Origin of the sequence: Amycolatopsis nivea (assembly GCF_004522235.1) — a bacterium.
In the GTDB taxonomy this organism is placed as follows: Bacteria; Actinomycetota; Actinomycetes; order Mycobacteriales; family Pseudonocardiaceae; genus Amycolatopsis; species Amycolatopsis nivea.
On record NZ_SDLT01000045.1, the window covers coordinates 1 to 17,037 of the forward strand.

The window sequence follows — 17,037 nt, forward strand, 5'->3', positions numbered from 1 at the left end:
CGGTGGATCCAGGTCAGATTCCCTCAAGGAGTCCTTCACGGACCTGTCTGCATGGTCCAACGGGAGCTGATCGGGCCGGGGAACCGTCCTGGTGGGGTTCTCTGCGCGTTGACAAGAACACTGTTCGTTGGTAGAACGGTGTTCGTGGAAGTATGGACAGAGCGGCCGGTGGCGAAGACCTCGCACGGCCAGGTGCGCGGGACCCCCTCGGGCTTCCGCGGCATTCCCTTCGCTGCGGTGCCCGTGGGCGACCTGGCACCCCAGCCGCCTCGTACCTGGGAGTACGTACTTGACGCCGGGGAACTTCGGACGGATTCCGGCCCAGGCGTCCTCGTCCGCGATCGGGCCTCGGCAACCTGACCGGTCCGCAGGTCGGGAAATTGCTGGGGCCGCAACCGAATGCCGAACTCGCCGCGCTCTGGGCGGCGATGAGAACGGCGCGGACCCGATCGTGCGGCCTTGTCCGGAGCAGCTGTCCGCGCACCTGCGGGCTAGCCACGACTTCCCGTGCCTGCCTCTTCGATCCTCGGCCTCGCGCCGGGAAGGGATTGCCTCATGAAAACGGTCCGGTTCAGCACCTTCGGCGGCCCGGAAGTCCTCGAACTCGTCGACGTCCCGGATCCGCATCCGGGCCCCGGCGAAGTCCGGATCTCGGTGCGTGCCGCGGGGATCAACGCGAGCGACTGGAAGAAACGTCAGGGCCTGATGGACCAGGAACTCCCGCAGACGATGGGACACGAGGCGGCGGGCGTCGTGGACGAACTCGGCGAGGGCGTCACGGATGTCGCGCTCGGCGACCGCGTGTTCGGATTCTCCGCTTCTGGTGGCGCACAAGCGGAATTGACCGTGCTGTCCTGCTACGCGCCCATCCCGCCGTCGCTCAGTTTCGCCGAGGCGGCTGCCTTGCCCGCCGCAGCCGAGACGGCCGCGCGTGCGCTCGACCAACTCGGCGTCGAGAGCGGGGCCACGGTGCTCGTCAACGGTGCTTCCGGCAGCGTCGGTGCTGCCGCGGTCCAGCTCGCCGTGGCGCGGGGCGCGCGGGTGATTGGCACAGGAAGCCATGCTACGCATGACTTTCTGCGCTCGCTCGGTGCCGAACCCATCGCCTACGGACCTGGTATGTCAGACCGGGTCCGTGCGCTCGCACCCGATGGCGTCGACCTGGCGCTGGACGTCGCCGGAAGCGGTGTCCTGCCGGAACTGATCCAGCTCGCAGGCGGTCCGGAGCACGTCATCACGGTCGCCGACTTCGCCGGTGCCCAGCAGCACGGCGTCCGCTTCAGTCGCGGCGACGGCGGGCACGCGCTGTACGTGCTATCTCAACTCGGCGAGCTGGTGGAAGCCGGAAAATTCACCCTGCCCGTCGGGCAGACCTTCCCGATGGCCGACGTCGCGGAAGCGCACCGCGTCGGCGAATCGGGCCGGGTACGCGGAAAACTCGTACTCCTGCCCGGCTGACGGGCCAACTCAATCGAGAGAACTTCATGAACTCTGACCTCTCGCCGACCGGGATCGCCCAGTCGGCTCCCCGAAGCGCGCCCGGAAACGCCGCGCGCCACCAGTACCGCTGGCTGACGCTCGTCGTGCTGAGCCTCGCCCAGCTGATGGACATCCTCGACTCCACGATCGTCAACATCGCCCTGCCGAGCGCACAGCACGACCTCGGATTCCCCGCCGATTACCGGCAATGGGTGCTCACCGGCTACGCGCTCGCGTTCGGCAGCCTCCTGCTCCTCGGCGGCCGGCTCTCCGACTACTTCGGCCGGAAGCGGCTGTTCCTCGTCGGCGTCGGCGGGTTCGCCGTCGCTTCCGCGGTCGGTGGCGCCGCCGGGAATTTCACGGCCCTGCTGGCCGCGCGAATCGGCCAAGGCGCGTTCGCCGCGATGCTCGCCCCGGCCGCATTGTCCTTGCTGTCCATCACTTTCGCCGACGACGCCAAGGAACGCGGCAGCGCGTTCGGCATCTTCGGCGCAATCTCCGGTGCGGGCGGCGCAGTGGGATTGCTGCTCGGCGGCGTCCTCACGCAGGGCCTGTCGTGGCGATGGTGCCTCTACGTCAACCTGATCATCGCGGCGCTCGCGTTCGCCGGCGGACTGGTTCTCCTCCGCGACGGCGACCGGCCGCAGCGGGTCCGGCTCGACGTCGCGGGCACGGCCGCGGTGGTGCTCGGCCTGATCGGGATCGTCTTCGGTCTCGGCACCGCGGAACGCAACGGCTGGTACGACATCCGGACGCTCGGACCGGTGCTCGCGGGTGTCGCGCTCATCGCCGCGTTCGTCGTCGTCGAACGCCGCACCGCCCACCCGCTGCTGCCGCTGCGGGTGATCCTCGACCGGGTCCGCGGCGCCGCGTACCTGACCTTGGGCATCACCGGGACCGGGATGTTCGCGATCTTCCTGTTCCTTACCTTCTATCTCGCGAACACGCTGGGGTTCAGTCCGCTGCAGACCGGCGTCGCGTTCCTTCCGATGATCGGCCTGGTCATGGCGGGAGCGGTGTTCTCCGGTGCCGTGCTCCTGCCGCGCTGGGGGCCTCGGCCGATCGTGCCGCTGGGCTGTCTCCTCGCCGCAGTCGGCATGGTCATCCTCACCGGAATCGGCGCGGACTCGAGCTACTCCGGGAACATCCTGCCCGCCCTGCTCGTCACCGGGATCGGCTTCGGATTCATCTTCGGCCCGGTGCAGAACGCCGCGACCAGCGGAGTCCGGCCGCACGACGCCGGGGTGGCCTCCGCGCTGGTGACGACGGCCCAGCAGATCGGCGGCTCTATCGGAACCGCGGTGTTCAGCTCGCTCACGACGTCCGCGATCGCAGGCTACCTGGCCGCACATCCAGGAACCCTCGCCGCGGCGACCTTCGCCGGATACCACCTGGTGTTCTGGACCGCGGCGGCGGTTTTCCTGTGCAGCGCGCTGCTGGCTGCGGCGCTGTTCCGCAGTGGTCCGTTGCCGCTGCCCGCAGACCCGGCGGTCTGAGACGCGAACGCTAGCCTGGTGGTATGGCAGACACCCGTCCTGGAGGCCGGGCGGCGCACAATGCCGTGCGCGAGTCGCCGTCCGGAGTTCTGGGTCGCCCGCGGCATAGACTGGCCTGCGTGGCCGGCCAGAAACTTCTAGCTTTCCTCCGCGAACTGTGGGCGACCACCACCTGGAAGGTGACCGCCGACGACACCTCGGTGAGATGGCAACTCATCGGGTTAACGTGGCAGACCACGGTGATCGTCGACCCTCGGCGCTGGCTCGGGCTGGAGTTCGAGGCACGGGACTCGGCGACCGGCAAAGCTTGTCACGTACGACATCGACACCGATCTGTACGACATCACGCAGGAGCGTCAGCGCGAGTTCGCCGAGGAGATCGAACGCGACATCATCGAGTTTCTCGACAACCTGCGGAAGGGCTCGATGCTGCGCGGAGCCGACGGCGCGCTCGTCTTCCCGCTCGACGGCTCATGGATCCGCGTCGTCCGAGGGCGGTTCCTGACCAGCGCGTCGACGCACACTGATGCTGCGGCAGCCCGGGCCGGTGGTGACTATGCCGTGGTGCGGTAAGGGCTGCTGATACTTCACCGGGTTGCCGTTCAGATCGCCGCCGTCGCACGGCCAGGGTCCGTCGTCCTAGGGGCCGAGCCCGCTGCCGTCGTCCGAGAAACCGGCCGCGATGCGGTCGGCAGCGATCAACAGTGGCTGCCAGCGTGCCGCGGCGAGGTCGGTGTCCTCTGGTGTCAGAGAACCGAGCGGGATGGCGGTCGGCCAGACTGACCGGCCATCGGAAGCCAAGACACGCAGACGCCGTCCGCCAGCAGGACGAACGCGCCGAGCTATTCGTGCTCGAGCGCGACCGAACGGAGGACCGCGCCGACGAAGTCGAGTTCGGCCAGGACGTAGCCGCCCGCGTCTCGGTGGGCGATCCACACCGTCCCGTCGAGGCTGACTACCGGCGGGTACGGGTGGCCGTCGGCACGGGGCTGCAAGAGGACCGCACCCGAGGAATCGAATGCGGTGTAGGTGAAGGGAACCCTGACGGAATCAGATTCCCCCAGGGTTCCCCTCACGTACCTCGGCAGCGCTTACGCGGCAGTGCCCTCGATGTGCGCCTTCAGCAGTTCCAGCCCGGGCTGGATGCGGGCCGAGTCCTCGACCGGGTGCGGGCCCGCCGGTTCGGTGGGCGGGACCAGGCGCTCGAACAGGCGGCAGAACAGCGTCGTGCCGTCGCCGAGGTCGAAGGTGGTGAAGGTGGCGATCGCGTGCATCGCCGGCGCCAGGGTTCCGTCGTCGAGCACGTCGCGGCCGACCACCGTCCACAGTTTGCCCGGCACTCGCGCGACGACGGTGTACAGCTTCGGCTTTTCGTTCAGGTCCGGGACGATGGTTTCGAGCAGCACGTCGCCGAGTTCCGCGGGGACGTCCGCGGTGCCGCGGCGTACTTCGGTTCCGGTGGTCATCGGCAGCCACTTCGGCAGGTTCGACCAGGTGGTCACCCAGTCGTAGACCTCCTGTGCCGGGCGGTTGACCACGATGCGGTTTTCGACGAAGCGGATGTTCAGGTTGTCCGGGATCTGCGGGACGTACAGTGCGGTGGACATGATTGTTCTCCTTTTCGGGGTTATTTGGTGGAATGCTGACCGGTCATGAGCGCGCCGAGGTCGTCCGGTTCGAGGAACGACGGCGGCGGGGGCGGGCCCCAGCTGAACAAGCCCTGTGCGCCTTCGAAAACCTCCGGCGTCCAGATCTCGTCCTTGGGGATGCAGTCCATGTCGGCGTAGTACTCGCTGAAGTTCCCCGCCGGGTCTTTGAGATACCAGAAGAAATTGGACCCCGCGTGATGGCGGCCGAGGCCCCACACGTGCCGGTCGGGGTGGCCGTTCAGCATCGCTGCTGCGCCGCGGCCGACGTCGTCGATGTCGTCGACCTGCCACGACGTGTGGTGCAGGAAGTTCACCGGGGCCGCGAGCGCCAGCACGTTGTGGTGATCCACCGAGCAGCGCATGAAGGCGCCTTTGTGCCCGATGTAATCGCTGACCTTGAAACCGAGTGCCTCGGTGAAAAAGCGCATGGTGGCATCGAGATCGGTGGTGCCCACGACGCAGTGGCCGAGTTTCTTCGGGCGGATCGGGTACTCGCGCACGACACCGGGCGCGCGGCCTGACCGTTCGATGCGGCCGGGGCCGTTGTACGGCGTGGCCAGGACGGGGTTTTGCGTGATCCGCGGCGAAATCTCGACCCGGACCGTGAATCCGGAGACTGGCTCGATCGCGCAGACGGCGGTGCAGCTCTCGGTGCTGACTACGCCGAGCCGGTTCAGGCGCGCCGCGGTTCGGGCGAGGTCGTCGGCGTCGTCGACTCCCACGCCGAGTTCGAGCAGTTGCCGGTAGGGCGCGTGCCGGACGCGCAGCTGCTCGCCGCCTTCGAGGGTGGTGAACGATCCGTCGCCGATATGGGTGAGTCCGAAATCGGCGTAGTAGGCAATGGTTTCCGCGACGTTCGGCACGCCCATCGTGACGCGGGTCAGCCGGTGCATCCCCATGTCAGTCCTCCAGCGTGGCGACGAAGGTCTGCCGCATTTCGCCGAGACCTTCGATCCAGCTGACCAGTTCCTCCCCGGCCCGCAGGAACCGTTGCGGCGTACGGCCGACACCGACCCCGGACGGGGTTCCGGTGAAGACGAGATCGCCCGGGTACAGGGTGATCGTCTGCGACAGCGCGGAAATCAGCCGGGCGACCGGGAAGATCAGCTCGCGGGTCCGGCCGTCCTGCACGGTCTCGCCGTCGACCGCGCAGCCGAGCGCCAGGTCGTCGCGGTCCGCCAGTTCGTCCGGCGTGACCAGCCACGGCCCGACCGGGGCGAAGTCCGGGAAAGACTTGCCGAGGCTGAATTGCGGGGCCGGGCCGGCCAGTTGCGAGACCCGTTCGGAGAGGTCCTGTCCGATCGTCACCCCGGCGATGTGCTCCCACGCTTCGGATTCCGCGACGCGGTGCGCGGTTTGTCCGACGACCGCGACGAGTTCCACCTCCCAGTCGACGTTGCCGCCCGGCGGCAGCACGACCTCGGCGTCGGGACCGGTCAGCGCGGAAACGAATTTGGTGAAGACCGGAGGAAGGCCGTCGGGCGAGGCGAAACCGGATTCCGCGGCGTGTGCGTCGTAGTTGAGTCCGATCGCGACGATCTGCCGCGGCTCGGGGGAGGGCGGACCCAGCTGGGTCCGGGCGAAGACGACGTCGGGTTCGGCGGTGAGCTTTTCCGCCCAAGCCTGGAATTCGGTCCAGTTGCGGTACAGCGAGCCGAGGCCGAAGAGGCCGCCCGACGCCTTGGCGACGTCGATTCCCTTGTCCTCGGCGGTCAGCAGGACGGCCCGGCCGTCCACATTGGCCAGTTTCACGGATTTCTCATTTCTGGAAACAGAGTGTCAGATTGGTTCGAACGGCGAGCGGGAGACTGACGACGAGGTCGGTCCCCTCAAACCGGGTGCGCAGGCCGGGCGAGTCGGCGGCGAGCACGTCGTCGCGGAACAATTTCCAGGGCCGGTCGACGTTGCCGATCCGCAGCGTCACGTCGGCCGGTTTCCCGGCCACTGGCCGCAAAGTCAGTGCCAGCAACGACTTTTCCCGGTCGTACCAGGCGCGAACGAACTCGGCGGGGCCTTCGATCGCCGTCACCGCGGGCTCCCGGAAATGTTCCGCGGTCCACGGATGGTGATACATCTTCCACAGCCCGTCGGCGACGTTCAGCCGGGCGTAGCCGAGCATCGCGTTGCCGGTCAGCCGGTCCATGAAGATCATGTTGCCGTTCTCGTCGAACGACCGGTCCTCGCGCGGGTAGAACAGTCCTCCGTTCTCCCAGGTCGGGTTCAGGTAAGCGTCGGCGTAGCCGAGGAGGCCGCGCAGGTTCTCGTGATCGCCGACCTCGGCCATGCAGGCCGCGACGTAGCCGAAAGCCGGGGCGCGCCAGGCGAAATCCAGGTCGCGGGTGAACTCCGGTTCCCGGCCGGCGAGGCGCGCCTTGCGAGCTTCCAGTGCCGCGGTCGGTTCGGCGAGGGTGACCAGGCCGTCCGGGGTGCGCCGGATCTCGTCGCGGATCTGGTCGGGATAGAGCCGGTGCACCAGGTCGCGGCTCCAGGCGTTCAGGTTCAGCGCCGTCCAGGCGTTGCCGCCGCCTTCCAGGGGCATCTCCGGCCGGTTCTGCTCGACCAACCAGAGCCGCCAGTACTCGCCGTACTCGTTGAGGATGCCCCGTTCGTCCCACGCCGCCTGATAGTTCCGGGTGACCTCCTCGGCGACCGACGTGCCTTTGCGCAGGTCGAGGAACCGGAAGCCGAGGATCGGGAACTGGTTGCAGACGAGGAAAAGGCAGTTGGGTTCGCAGACGATGCCGTACCAGCCCTGTTCGGCCATCTGCCAGTACAGGTTGTCGGCGAGCGAGCTGAGCGAGTACTCGTAGATCTCGGTGCCGAGTCCTTGGAAGAGCGGGTCCCAGCGGAAGGAAAGCGCGCCTGCGCGGTCGTACTGGTCGCTGTCGAACAACATGCTGTGCATGCCGAGAATCGCGAAGAACCGGCCGCTGTACATGATGTTTTCCTTGACCACCGGATCGCGCCAGCCTTCACGCAATTCGGTCAGGTCAGGGTTGTTGCGGATGCTTCCCCGGCTGGTCTCGCGCCAGTACGCCCACACTTCCGGAAGCTGCATTTTCCGGATGATCTCCTCGAACACCGGCCGGAACGCTCCGGGGGCGGCGGGAAGATGGTGGAAATGCGCGAAACCCAGCGTGTAAGCCATCTGGGTCAGCTGGTAGCGGTAGGCGTCGGTCCATTCCTGGCCCCACCGCATGCTGCCCATGTTCGCCCATTCGTTGTCCTGCTGGGCGATCAGATTGCGCACGTGCTGGACGTGGCCCGCTTGCTTGTCGTCGAGTGCCGGATACCCCGAGATGTCCGGGGCGGCCGGCGTCACCGATCCGCCAAACAGGACTTAAGTGCGGCGGCGATGTCGTTGCTGTCTACCGGATCCACGAAGTGGGCGAGGTATTCGCCCTCGGGGCCCATGAGGTAGGTGAACGCGCTGTGCGGCATCCGGTAGCCGTCGGGCTCGTCGACGCGCCGGGAGTGCACGTGGTAGGCCTTCTTCGCCGCCTCGATTTCCGCGGCGGGCCCGGTCAGCCCGGTGATCCGCGGATGATTGGCCGCCAGGAAAGCGCGCATGACCTCCGGGGTGTCGCGTTCCGGATCGACCGTGACATAAAGGGCTCGCACTCGATCCGCGTGATCGCCGAGGCGGTCGAGCGCCTGGTCGATCCGGGCCAGCGCGGGCGGGCACACGGTCTGGCAATGCGTGAAGCCGAAAAAGACGAGGAGGTATTTTCCGAAATAGGAACGTTCGGTGACCGCGGTGCCGGAATCGTCGATCAGCCGGAAACTTCCGCCGACTGTCGGAACCGGGCGCGAAATCGTCGCGGAAGCGGAACCGGACCCGGATCCGGATCCGGGAGGAGTGCAGCAGGAGGAATTCATTTCCATGACTCACACGCTAGGAGCCGTGGTCATGCCCGTCCAATGCCGCGTTGGCGCTCGGCTATGTCGGTTGGGTATAGCCGCTGATGGTCGCCCGGATCTCGGCCGCGACCTCGTCCAGTTTTCGCATCATGAGCAGCATCGTCGGGGTGAGCTGCCTGCCCGCGGGCAGCGTGACGCCGACCGATTCCACGATGCCGAGGTCGATCGGCAGCGCGGACAGCTCCGGTTCGGTGTCGGCGACCAGCTGCGGCATCACGACGAGGGTGTCGGTCTCCAGCGCGATGGCGCGCACGGCGAGGAACGAACCGCATTCGATGCGGTTGGCCGGGGTGGAGAGGCCGCGGCTCAGGAGATGTTCCTCGAATTGCCGTCGCTGCGGGTTGTCGGCGGGCGGCATCGACCAGAGTTCGCCGACCAGATCGGCGAGCGTGAGTCCCGGCCGCCGGTGCGCGGGATGCTGGCGGCGCGCCACTACGCGAGCGGGCTCGTAGTAGAGGTGATGCTGGCGCAGCCGGTCGTTGTTCGCCGGTTCGAGCGTGCCGACGACCAGGTCGACGTCGCCCGCGAGCAGCGCCTCGTACAGCGCCTCCGGGCCGCCGTGCCGGATGATGACGGTCAGGTCGGGCGCGACGGCTTTCACTCGCGCGACCGCGCGGGGCAGCAGCACGCTCGCCCCGGCGAGGAAGGTGCCGATCGTGACGGTGCCGGCGTGGCCGTCGACGAGCTCTTCGAGATGCCGCCCGGCTTGGCGGAGTTCGGCGAGCACTGCCCGGGCGTGGTCGACGAAGACCTCGCCGAACAGCGTCGCCGTCATCCCGCGCGGGCTGCGCTCGAACAGTTCGACCTTGAGGATCGACTCGAGTTCGCGCAGCCCGCGGGTCAGCACCGGCTGCGTGATGTGCAGCCGTTCGCCCGCGGCGACCAGCGAGCCCTGTTCGGCGATCGCCACGACGTAGCGCAGATGGCGCAGCTTGAGCCTGCCGTCGGCGAGATCGGTCATCGGGAACGCTCGGCTGGTCGCATGCGCCCGATTCTGCCGGTCCGCTCAGTGGTGGCCGCCCACCGGCACGACGAAACTGACGGTTTTGCTGTCCAGGACGTGGTGCGTCGGGTCGGCCAGCCCGATCCACACCTTGTGCGGGCCGGGCGGCAGCGCCTGGATGATCAGCGGTTCGCCGCTGCCGTCGGCCCAGTGCCACGGCGCGTCGTCGACCGTCACGTGGATGTGGCCGATGCGCGGCGAGACGTCGAGCGCGGCCGGGCCGTAGACCGGGACGATGCGCAGGTTGTCCGCCCGGTAGCGCAGGACGACCAGGCCTTTCGCGAGCTGTTCCGGCAGCGGCGCGTCGACGGTGAGCGCGGGCGGCGGCTGGGACGGCAGCGGCACGACGGGGGCGGGCGGCCACCCCGACGCCGCGGCGGGCGGAGGGGCGGAGGCCACCGGAGGCGCGGGAACGGCGGAAGCGGAGCAGGCGGTCGCCAGCAAAGCGGCTGAACCGAGGATCGCGGTGCGAAGAAAATGAGCCATGGCACGAAAACTAGGCAGCCGTTGATCATCTTCGCGTCGGTCGGACGACCGGATCGCTGTACGCCATGAGGGAAGTGCCGTGCGTGCCGCTGGGGTCGGCACGCACGGCACAGGTCAGCGGCAGCGGTAGCTGGACGCGACGGCGGGGTCGCCGTAGCCCTTGTACCGCGAGACCCGCGGGTACGCGCACAGGTTGCGGGTCTGCTTCCCGTCCGCGGTCGCGGCCGCGAGGGTGGCCGGGGCCTTGCCGTGTTCGACCCAGTCGACCAGCGCGCCGAGCGGATTGGTGGGCGTCGCGCCCGTACCGCCGCCGCAGTGTTCGACGCCGGGGGCCAGGAACAGCCGGTAGAAGTCGTTCACCCGGTGGGAGCCGCCCATCGCCCGTTCGACCTCGGCGCGGTAGCGCAGGGTGCCGCCGGGCGGGATGAGCTGGTCGTCCGTGCCGACGAAGGTCAGCAGCTTGCCGCCGGTCCGGCGGAAGGCCGACAGGTCCGGGTCGGCGGTGCCGATGACGTCGTCGTACTCCCGCACCGACTGGCGGAACACCTGCGCGAACTGGGCGTAGCTGAGCTTCGAGACGTCGAAGTCGGCCTGCTTCTCCACGAACGACTGCACCCACTTGACCGCGACCGGGAACCCGGTGGCGTACGGGCTGTCGCCGGTTCCGGCCAGCCAGGTGAAATCGGCGCCCTTCGGGAGGCCGTCCCACAGCTTCCGGCCGCGTTCGTCGGTCGGCCCGGCCCAGATCTTCCGCATGACGTCGGCGTCCTTGGCCGTGACGGTGATTTCCTTGCCGTCGCAGAGGACCTTCGTGCCGATCAGGGAGCGCGGGTCGTAGCTGCACTCGTCCGGCCGGTCGACGATGCCGTTCTTGACGCCGTCGTTCGCGTCGCACGCCTGGACCGCGGCCTGCCGGAACGCGGTGAAGACGCACGCGCTCGGGAAGTCGTGCTCCTGGTTCATCACGATCTGCGGCCAGAGCGTCGCGACCGCGAACTGAGTCCAGTGGACCGCGGGCGCGTTCGCCAGGATGCCGTCGAAGTCGCCGGGGTAGTTCTGTGCCTCGGAGTAGCCCTGGCGGCCGCCGGTCGAGCAGCCGTTCCAGTACGAGTAGGTCACCGGCCGGTGGTAGAACCGCTGCGTGACGTCCTTGCCGATCAGCGCGGCCTCGTGCACCGAGCGGGTGGCGAAGTTCGTCAGCAGCGGCTGGTCGACCTTGCCGGGCGCGGTCAGCGCCCACGAGGTGTCGAGCCCGGACAGGACGCCGGCGTCGGTGGTCACGCCCGCGTAGCCGTCCTTGGCGGCCTGGGCCAGCGGTGCGCCGAAGTCCCCGGCGGCGTACGCGCTTCCGCCGACTGCCTGGAGCCGTCCGGTCCAGCCGGTTTGCGGCAGGGCCACCCCGACCTTGACGTGGTCATTGGCCCCGGGATGGGTGAGCGTGACGGTGATTTCGCAGTAGCCGGGCTTGGCTTCGGCCTGCACGGATTCGATCTTCGCGCCGCTGGGCGCGGTGACCGGGACGGTGGCGCAGGCGGTGGGTTCGGCCGCCGCGGCGCTGGGCGCGAGCTGGGTGACGGTGGTCACCAGCAGCGCCGCGAGCGGCAACGCCGAGAGAAGTGTTCGGGTGCGTCTCATCGCTTTCCTTTGTGGAGGGTCGCTTTCGCCTGAAACTAAGGCGGCCGCCGTACCCTTCGCGCCCGTCGGACGACGCCGTTGACGTACGTCGTCGCCCGGTATCGTCAGGGATCATGACGCTGCGCGGACGGGACGCCGAGCTCAAGGAGCTGACCGAGCTGGTGGACGGCCCGGAAGGGCGCGTCGGCGTCCTCGTCCGGGGCGAGGCCGGCATCGGGAAGTCCGCGCTCGTCGGCGCGGCGGCCGCGGCCGCGTCGGTCGCGGGCATGCGGGTGCTGCGGACGACCGGCGCCGAGGCCGAACAGGACCTCGCGTACGCCGGGCTGCACCAGCTCCTGCACCCCATTCGCGCAGGTGTGGCCGGGCTGCCCGCGCCGCAGCGGACGGCGCTGGAGACCGCGCTCGGGCTCGCGGACGGACCGGAACCCAGCGCGTATCTGGTCGGGCTCGCCGCGCTGACGCTGCTGGCCGACACCGCCGCCGCGAAGCCGGTGCTGGTCGTCGCCGAGGACGTCCATTGGCTCGATCGCGCCAGCGCGGACGTCCTGGCGTTCGTCGCCCGGCGGATCGAGACCGAACCGGTCGCCCTGCTCGCGACGCTCCGCGACGGATCCGGTCCGCTGGTGGACGCCGGGCTCTGCCTGATGCCGCTCGACCGGCTTTCCGACGACGCCGCCGCGGAGCTGCTGGACTCGGTCGCGCCGAGGCTCGACCCGATGGTCCGTACCCGGCTGCTCGCCGAATCCGCGGGTCATCCGCTCGCGCTCACCGAGCTTCCGGCCGCGGTCGCCGACCTCGACGTGCTCGATCCGGTCCTGCCGCTGACCGAACGGCTCGAGCGGACGTTCGCCTCCCGGGTCGCGACGCTGCCGGAAGCCACCCGCGCCGCCCTGCTGGTCGCGGCGCTCAACGAGACCGGTTCGATCGCGGAAACCCTTGCCGCGACGGGAGTTCTGCTCGGCGCGCCGGTGGAACCCGAGGTGCTGAGCCCCGCTGTCGACGCCCGGCTGGTCGAGTTCGCGGTCGGGTGCCTGACCTTCCGGCATCCGCTGATGCGGTCGGCCATTCCCGCGGCGGCGACGCTCAGCGAGCGTCGGCGGGCGCAGCTCGCGCTGGCCGAGACGGTGCGCGAACAGCCGGATCGGCGGGCCTGGCACCAAGCCCGGTCTGCCGCCGGTCCGGACGAAACCGTGGCCGCGGCCTTGGAATCGGCAGCCGACCGAGCGCGGCGGCGAGGCGGGGCCGCGGCGGCGATCGCGGCACTCGAGCAGGCGGCGCAGCTCAGCGAAAACCCGGACGCCCGGGCGGATCGGTTGCTGCGGGCCGCCGAGCTGGCCGTCGAATCCGGTCGCCGCGAGACCGCTGAACGGCTGGTGCGCGAGGCCCGGAACGGATCGCTCTCCGCGCGCCGGAAGGCCACCGCGAGCCAGTTGCTCAGCGGTTTCGAGGACGGCGTCCGCGAGGATCCCGCCCGGATCGGGGAGTTGGCGGCGCTCGCCGAATCCGTCGCCGCCGACGGACAGGACGACGCCGCGATGCGGATCCTGTGGGGCGCGGCGATGCGGTGTTTCTGGGCTGAACCCGGCGCGACAGCCCGTCAGACGCTACTGGACGTCGCTGCCGAGCTGCCGCTCCCGTACGACGACCCGCGCCTGATCGCGGTCGCTGCGTACGTCGCGCCGTTCGAGCGTGGCACCGCGGTCCTGGAGCAGCTTCGGGTGCTCGTGGGCGCGACCGGGGCCGATCCGGAAACCGACCGGTACCTGGGCAGCGCGTCCTTGCAGGTAGGCGCCTTCGACCTGGCCGCCCGCTTCTCGACGGCCGCGGTGCCGGGCCTGCGCGCGCAAGGCAGGCTCGGGTTGTTGCCGCGCGCGTTGGCCGTCCAGGCGTGGAGCCGGGTTCGGCTCGGCGACCTGGCTGGCGCGGCACCGTCTGCCGCCGAGGCGGTCCGGCTCGCGCAGGAGACCGGGCAGCCGTTCATGGGCGGGCTGGCGTTGGCGGTCCAGGCCGAGATCGCCGCGCTTCGCGGGGACCACAAGCAGGCCAACGCCCTCGCCGACGAGGCCGAACGCGCCGGGCTCGCCGCTGGCGCGCGTCCCGTGCTGGCCACGGTCCAGCTCGCGCGCGGGCTCGTGGCGTTGAGCGAAGGCCGGTACGAGGACGCGTTCGCCGATCTGCGCCGGTTGCTCGACCCTGCGGATCCGGCGTACCAGCTGGCCCTGCGCGCGTACTGCGTCGCGGAGCTGACCGAAGCCGCCGTCCGGGCCGGGCAAACCGACGCGATGCGGGAAATCCTGGCCGAGCTGGAGCCGTTGGGAGCCGCGTCCGAGGCCCCGGCGCTGCACATCGGGCTGCGGTACGCGCGGGCGGTGCTCGCTCCGAAGGAAACCGCCGAAGACCTGTTCACGGCGGCTTTGCAGGCGGACTTGAGCGGATGGCCTGCCGAACGCGGGCGGGTCCACCTGGCGTTCGGGGAGTGGTTGCGGCGGCAGCGCCGGGTCGTCGAATCGCGGGCGCACCTGCGTACCGCACGGGAGACTTTCGACGCGCTCGGTCTGGCGGCGTGGGCCGAGCGGGCGCGGCGCGAGTTGCGCAGCGCGGGGGAGTCGAGCCCGAACCGGAGCCCGGACGCCCGCGACAAGCTGACGCCGCACGAGCTGAGCATCGCGCAGCTGGCCGCCGAGGGGCTGACGAACCGGGAGATCGGGCAGCGGCTCTATCTTTCGCACCGGACCGTCGGGACCCACCTGCACCGGATCTTCCCGAAGCTCGGCGTGAGCTCCCGCGCCGAGCTGGCCGACGCGGTGCGGGCGCTCGGCGACTGACTTACGCCGGTTGCGTCATCCGACGGGCGCGGGCGCGCGGCCGGGCTCCCTAGCGTCGAGACCGTCCCACGGTCTTGCGCACAGGAGTTCAGATGATCAGCAGGAGACGATTCACCCAGATGTTCGCGGCCGGTGTGGCAGCGACCTCGCTCGCCGCCTGCTCGTCGCCTGCCGCTTCGCAGCCCGTGGCTCCCGACCTGCGGGCGGGTTCGGGCGAGCACACCTCGCTGGGCACGATCAAGCACGCCGACGCCGGAGTCGTGAGCATGGCGTACGCCGAATTCGGCCCGGCAGGCGGCAAACCGGTGATCCTGCTGCACGGCTGGCCGTATGACCCGTACAGCTACGCCGACGTCGCGCCGTTGCTTGCCGCGCAAGGGTTCCGGGTGATCGTCCCGTTCCTGCGCGGGTTCGGCCCGACGGTGTTCAAGTCCGCGGACACGGTCCGCAACGGGCAGCAGACGGCCATCGCGCTCGACGTCGTCGCGCTGATGGACACGTTGAAAATCGACAAAGCGATCCTCGGCGGATACGACTGGGGTTCCCGGACCGCCGCGGTGATCGCCGCGCTGTGGCCCGAGCGGTGCCAGGCCGTCGTCCCGGTCAGCGGGTACATCGTCGCCAACCTCAAGGCGAACCTGCAGCCGCTGCCCCCGGCCGCCGAACTGGGCTGGTGGTACCAGTATTACTTCGCGACCGAGCGCGGCCGCGCGGGCTACGCGGCGAACCGGCACGATTTCAACAAGCTGATCTGGAAGACGGCCTCGCCGACCTGGCATTTCGACGACGCGACGTACAACCGCAGCGCCGCGGCGTTCGACAACCCGGACCACGTCGCGATCGTCATCCACAACTACCGCTGGCGGCTCAGCCTTGCCCCCGGCGAACCGCGATACGACGCGGACGAACAGAAACTCGCCGCGGGCGCGACCATCGGCGTCCCGGCGATCACCCTGGCCAGCGACTTCGACGGCGCGGCCAAGGACGGCAAGGGCTACCGCGCCAAGTTCACCGGAAAATACGAGCACCGGATCCTCGACGGCATCGGGCACAACGTGCCGCAGGAGGCGCCGAAGCCGTTCGCACAGGCGATCGTGGACGCGGCCAAGCTCTGAGGATTCATCGAGGTTTGATCGAGAGCGAATACGGTGCGCACGCCTCTCGCCGGAAACCCGGCGGCTGTCGAACTTGAGGAGTGCGATGAGACGCAAAGCTTTCGGTGCCGTGGCGGTCGCGGCCGCCTTGATCGGCCTGGCCAGCCCGGCTTCGGCGGAAACGCCCGCCGACATCCTCCAAGCGGGTGCCCAGGCCGGCGTCAGCGCGGGATACCCCGGGGTGATCGGGCTGGTCCGCAACGGCGAAAGCACGCAGTACATCCACGCCGGATACGGAAACCTCACCACCAAGACCCCGGCGGACCCGAAAGCGCAGTTCCGGATCGGCAGCGACACCAAGGCGTTCACCGCCGCGGTGCTGCTGCAACTGGAAGCCGAAGGCAAGCTCTCCCTCGACGACACCATCGCCCGCTGGCTGCCCGGCGCGGTGAACGCCAACGGGAACGACGGCACGAAGATCACCGTCCGGCAGGTGCTGCACCAGACCTCCGGATTGCCGGACTACACGGGCGATTCGCGGTTCATCAACTCCTACGTCGCGAACACCAACCCGCGCCAGGCGTGGCCGCCGCAGACGCTGGTGGACATCGCGACGTCGCATCCGTCGCTGGGCACGTCGTTCCACTACTCGAACACCAACTACATCCTCGCCGGCATGGTGATCAAGGCGGTGACCGGAAACGAGCCGGCCGTCGAGATGCAGCGGCGCATCTTCGAGCCGCTCGGATTGAGCAACACCTCGTTCCCGACCGCCGACCCCGGGATGAGCGGCAATTACCTGAACGGCTACTACATCTCGTTCGGCGTGTTCTACAACGACTTCACCGTGTCGAATGTGCAGGCGTTCGGGACCGCGGGCGCCATTGTGTCCACAGAGGACGATCTGGCGACGTTCGAACGAGCGCTGTTGAGCGGAAAGCTCCTGCCACCGCAGCAGCAGGCCGAGCTGAAGACGACGGTGCCGATCGACAACGCGGGCAACCAGTACGGGCTGGGGATCGGCCTTTCGCCGACGGCCTGCGGAATGGCGTGGAATCACAGCGGCGGGGTGCTCGGCTACTTCAACACGTGGCTGACCAGCGACGACGGCAGCAAGCAGGTGCTGGTGGCGGCCAATGAGAACCATCTGGCCGGAGCCGCGACCCGGGGGCAGACCACGCTCGGCAACGCGGCGCTGAAGGCCTACTGCGCGTCCTAGGCCCGCTGCCGGTCGTGTGGGGAACCCTGCGGGAATCAGACTCCTTCAGGGTTCCCCTCACGTCCAGTCCGGGTCTGCTGGGCTCGGCTGGGCGGCGGAGTTCCGGTCAGCGGCACCTGTCCGGCGTGGATTCCCAGCACCAGGCGGCCGCTGCGGACTTTCTGGGAATCACCTCGTGACACGGGCCGGTCACGGGTGGTTCACTATGTTAGGAAGTTTTCCTAATGAAG

14 protein-coding genes are annotated in these 17,037 nt (G+C 69.2%); 5 read left to right on the forward strand and 9 right to left on the reverse strand.

The genetic code is table 11. The features are described 5' to 3' along the window. Positions 1-555: 555 nt before the first annotated feature. The gene (locus tag EIZ44_RS37180) at positions 556-1,458 is read left to right on the forward strand and encodes an NADP-dependent oxidoreductase (protein WP_037817974.1); all 903 of its coding nucleotides are present in this window, start codon (positions 556-558) and stop codon (positions 1,456-1,458) included. A gap of 26 nt (positions 1,459-1,484) precedes the next feature. Next, positions 1,485-2,975 carry a DHA2 family efflux MFS transporter permease subunit gene (locus EIZ44_RS37185; RefSeq protein WP_037817975.1) on the forward strand — a complete coding sequence of 497 codons (1,491 nt, stop codon included), beginning with the start codon at positions 1,485-1,487 and terminating at the stop codon, positions 2,973-2,975. A gap of 842 nt (positions 2,976-3,817) precedes the next feature. On the opposite strand, the gene EIZ44_RS44975 is transcribed toward EIZ44_RS37185, so the two are convergent. The 9 genes from EIZ44_RS44975 to EIZ44_RS37230 form a co-directional block, all read right to left on the reverse strand. Further along, a complete protein-coding gene (locus EIZ44_RS44975) occupies positions 3,818-3,970 on the reverse strand; it encodes a hypothetical protein (protein WP_167754394.1) in 153 nt (50 codons plus the stop codon). A gap of 96 nt (positions 3,971-4,066) precedes the next feature. Further along, entirely contained in the window at positions 4,067-4,582 is a 516-nt protein-coding gene (locus tag EIZ44_RS37195) for an SRPBCC family protein (RefSeq protein ID WP_134733815.1), read from the reverse strand. A gap of 20 nt (positions 4,583-4,602) precedes the next feature. Next, positions 4,603-5,523 carry a VOC family protein gene (locus tag EIZ44_RS37200; protein WP_037817978.1) on the reverse strand — a complete coding sequence of 307 codons (921 nt, stop codon included), beginning with the start codon at positions 5,521-5,523 and terminating at the stop codon, positions 4,603-4,605. Position 5,524: 1 nt separating this feature from the next. Beyond that, positions 5,525-6,376, reverse strand: a complete 852-nt coding sequence (locus EIZ44_RS37205) for a fumarylacetoacetate hydrolase family protein (RefSeq protein ID WP_037817979.1) — start codon at positions 6,374-6,376, stop codon at positions 5,525-5,527. Positions 6,377-6,383: 7 nt separating this feature from the next. After that, positions 6,384-7,946, reverse strand: a complete 1,563-nt coding sequence (locus EIZ44_RS37210; protein WP_134733816.1) for a linalool dehydratase/isomerase domain-containing protein — start codon at positions 7,944-7,946, stop codon at positions 6,384-6,386. Further along, positions 7,943-8,509: an SCO family protein gene (locus tag EIZ44_RS37215; RefSeq protein WP_205673422.1), complete on the reverse strand. Its 567-nt coding sequence runs from the start codon at positions 8,507-8,509 to the stop codon at positions 7,943-7,945. Before EIZ44_RS37215 ends, EIZ44_RS37210 begins: the two co-directional genes overlap by 4 nt. Before the next feature lie 55 nt (positions 8,510-8,564). Beyond that, the gene (locus tag EIZ44_RS37220; RefSeq protein WP_134733817.1) at positions 8,565-9,506 is read right to left on the reverse strand and encodes a LysR substrate-binding domain-containing protein; all 942 of its coding nucleotides are present in this window, start codon (positions 9,504-9,506) and stop codon (positions 8,565-8,567) included. Positions 9,507-9,551: 45 nt separating this feature from the next. Further along, the gene (locus EIZ44_RS37225; protein WP_240691522.1) at positions 9,552-10,034 is read right to left on the reverse strand and encodes a DUF6130 family protein; all 483 of its coding nucleotides are present in this window, start codon (positions 10,032-10,034) and stop codon (positions 9,552-9,554) included. Positions 10,035-10,148: 114 nt separating this feature from the next. Then, positions 10,149-11,669, reverse strand: a complete 1,521-nt coding sequence (locus EIZ44_RS37230; RefSeq protein ID WP_134733818.1) for a tannase/feruloyl esterase family alpha/beta hydrolase — start codon at positions 11,667-11,669, stop codon at positions 10,149-10,151. Positions 11,670-11,782: 113 nt separating this feature from the next. Here EIZ44_RS37230 and EIZ44_RS37235 point away from each other — a divergent pair, with 113 nt between their 5' ends. From EIZ44_RS37235 to EIZ44_RS37245, 3 genes are all read left to right on the forward strand, one after another. Continuing rightward, positions 11,783-14,494: an AAA family ATPase gene (locus tag EIZ44_RS37235; RefSeq protein WP_134733819.1), complete on the forward strand. Its 2,712-nt coding sequence runs from the start codon at positions 11,783-11,785 to the stop codon at positions 14,492-14,494. A 92-nt stretch (positions 14,495-14,586) separates the two neighbouring features. Beyond that, the gene (locus tag EIZ44_RS37240) at positions 14,587-15,609 is read left to right on the forward strand and encodes an alpha/beta fold hydrolase (RefSeq protein ID WP_134733820.1); all 1,023 of its coding nucleotides are present in this window, start codon (positions 14,587-14,589) and stop codon (positions 15,607-15,609) included. Between the two features lie 85 nt (positions 15,610-15,694). After that, entirely contained in the window at positions 15,695-16,807 is a 1,113-nt protein-coding gene (locus EIZ44_RS37245) for a serine hydrolase domain-containing protein (protein ID WP_134733821.1), read from the forward strand. The last annotated feature ends 230 nt before the right edge of the window (positions 16,808-17,037 follow it).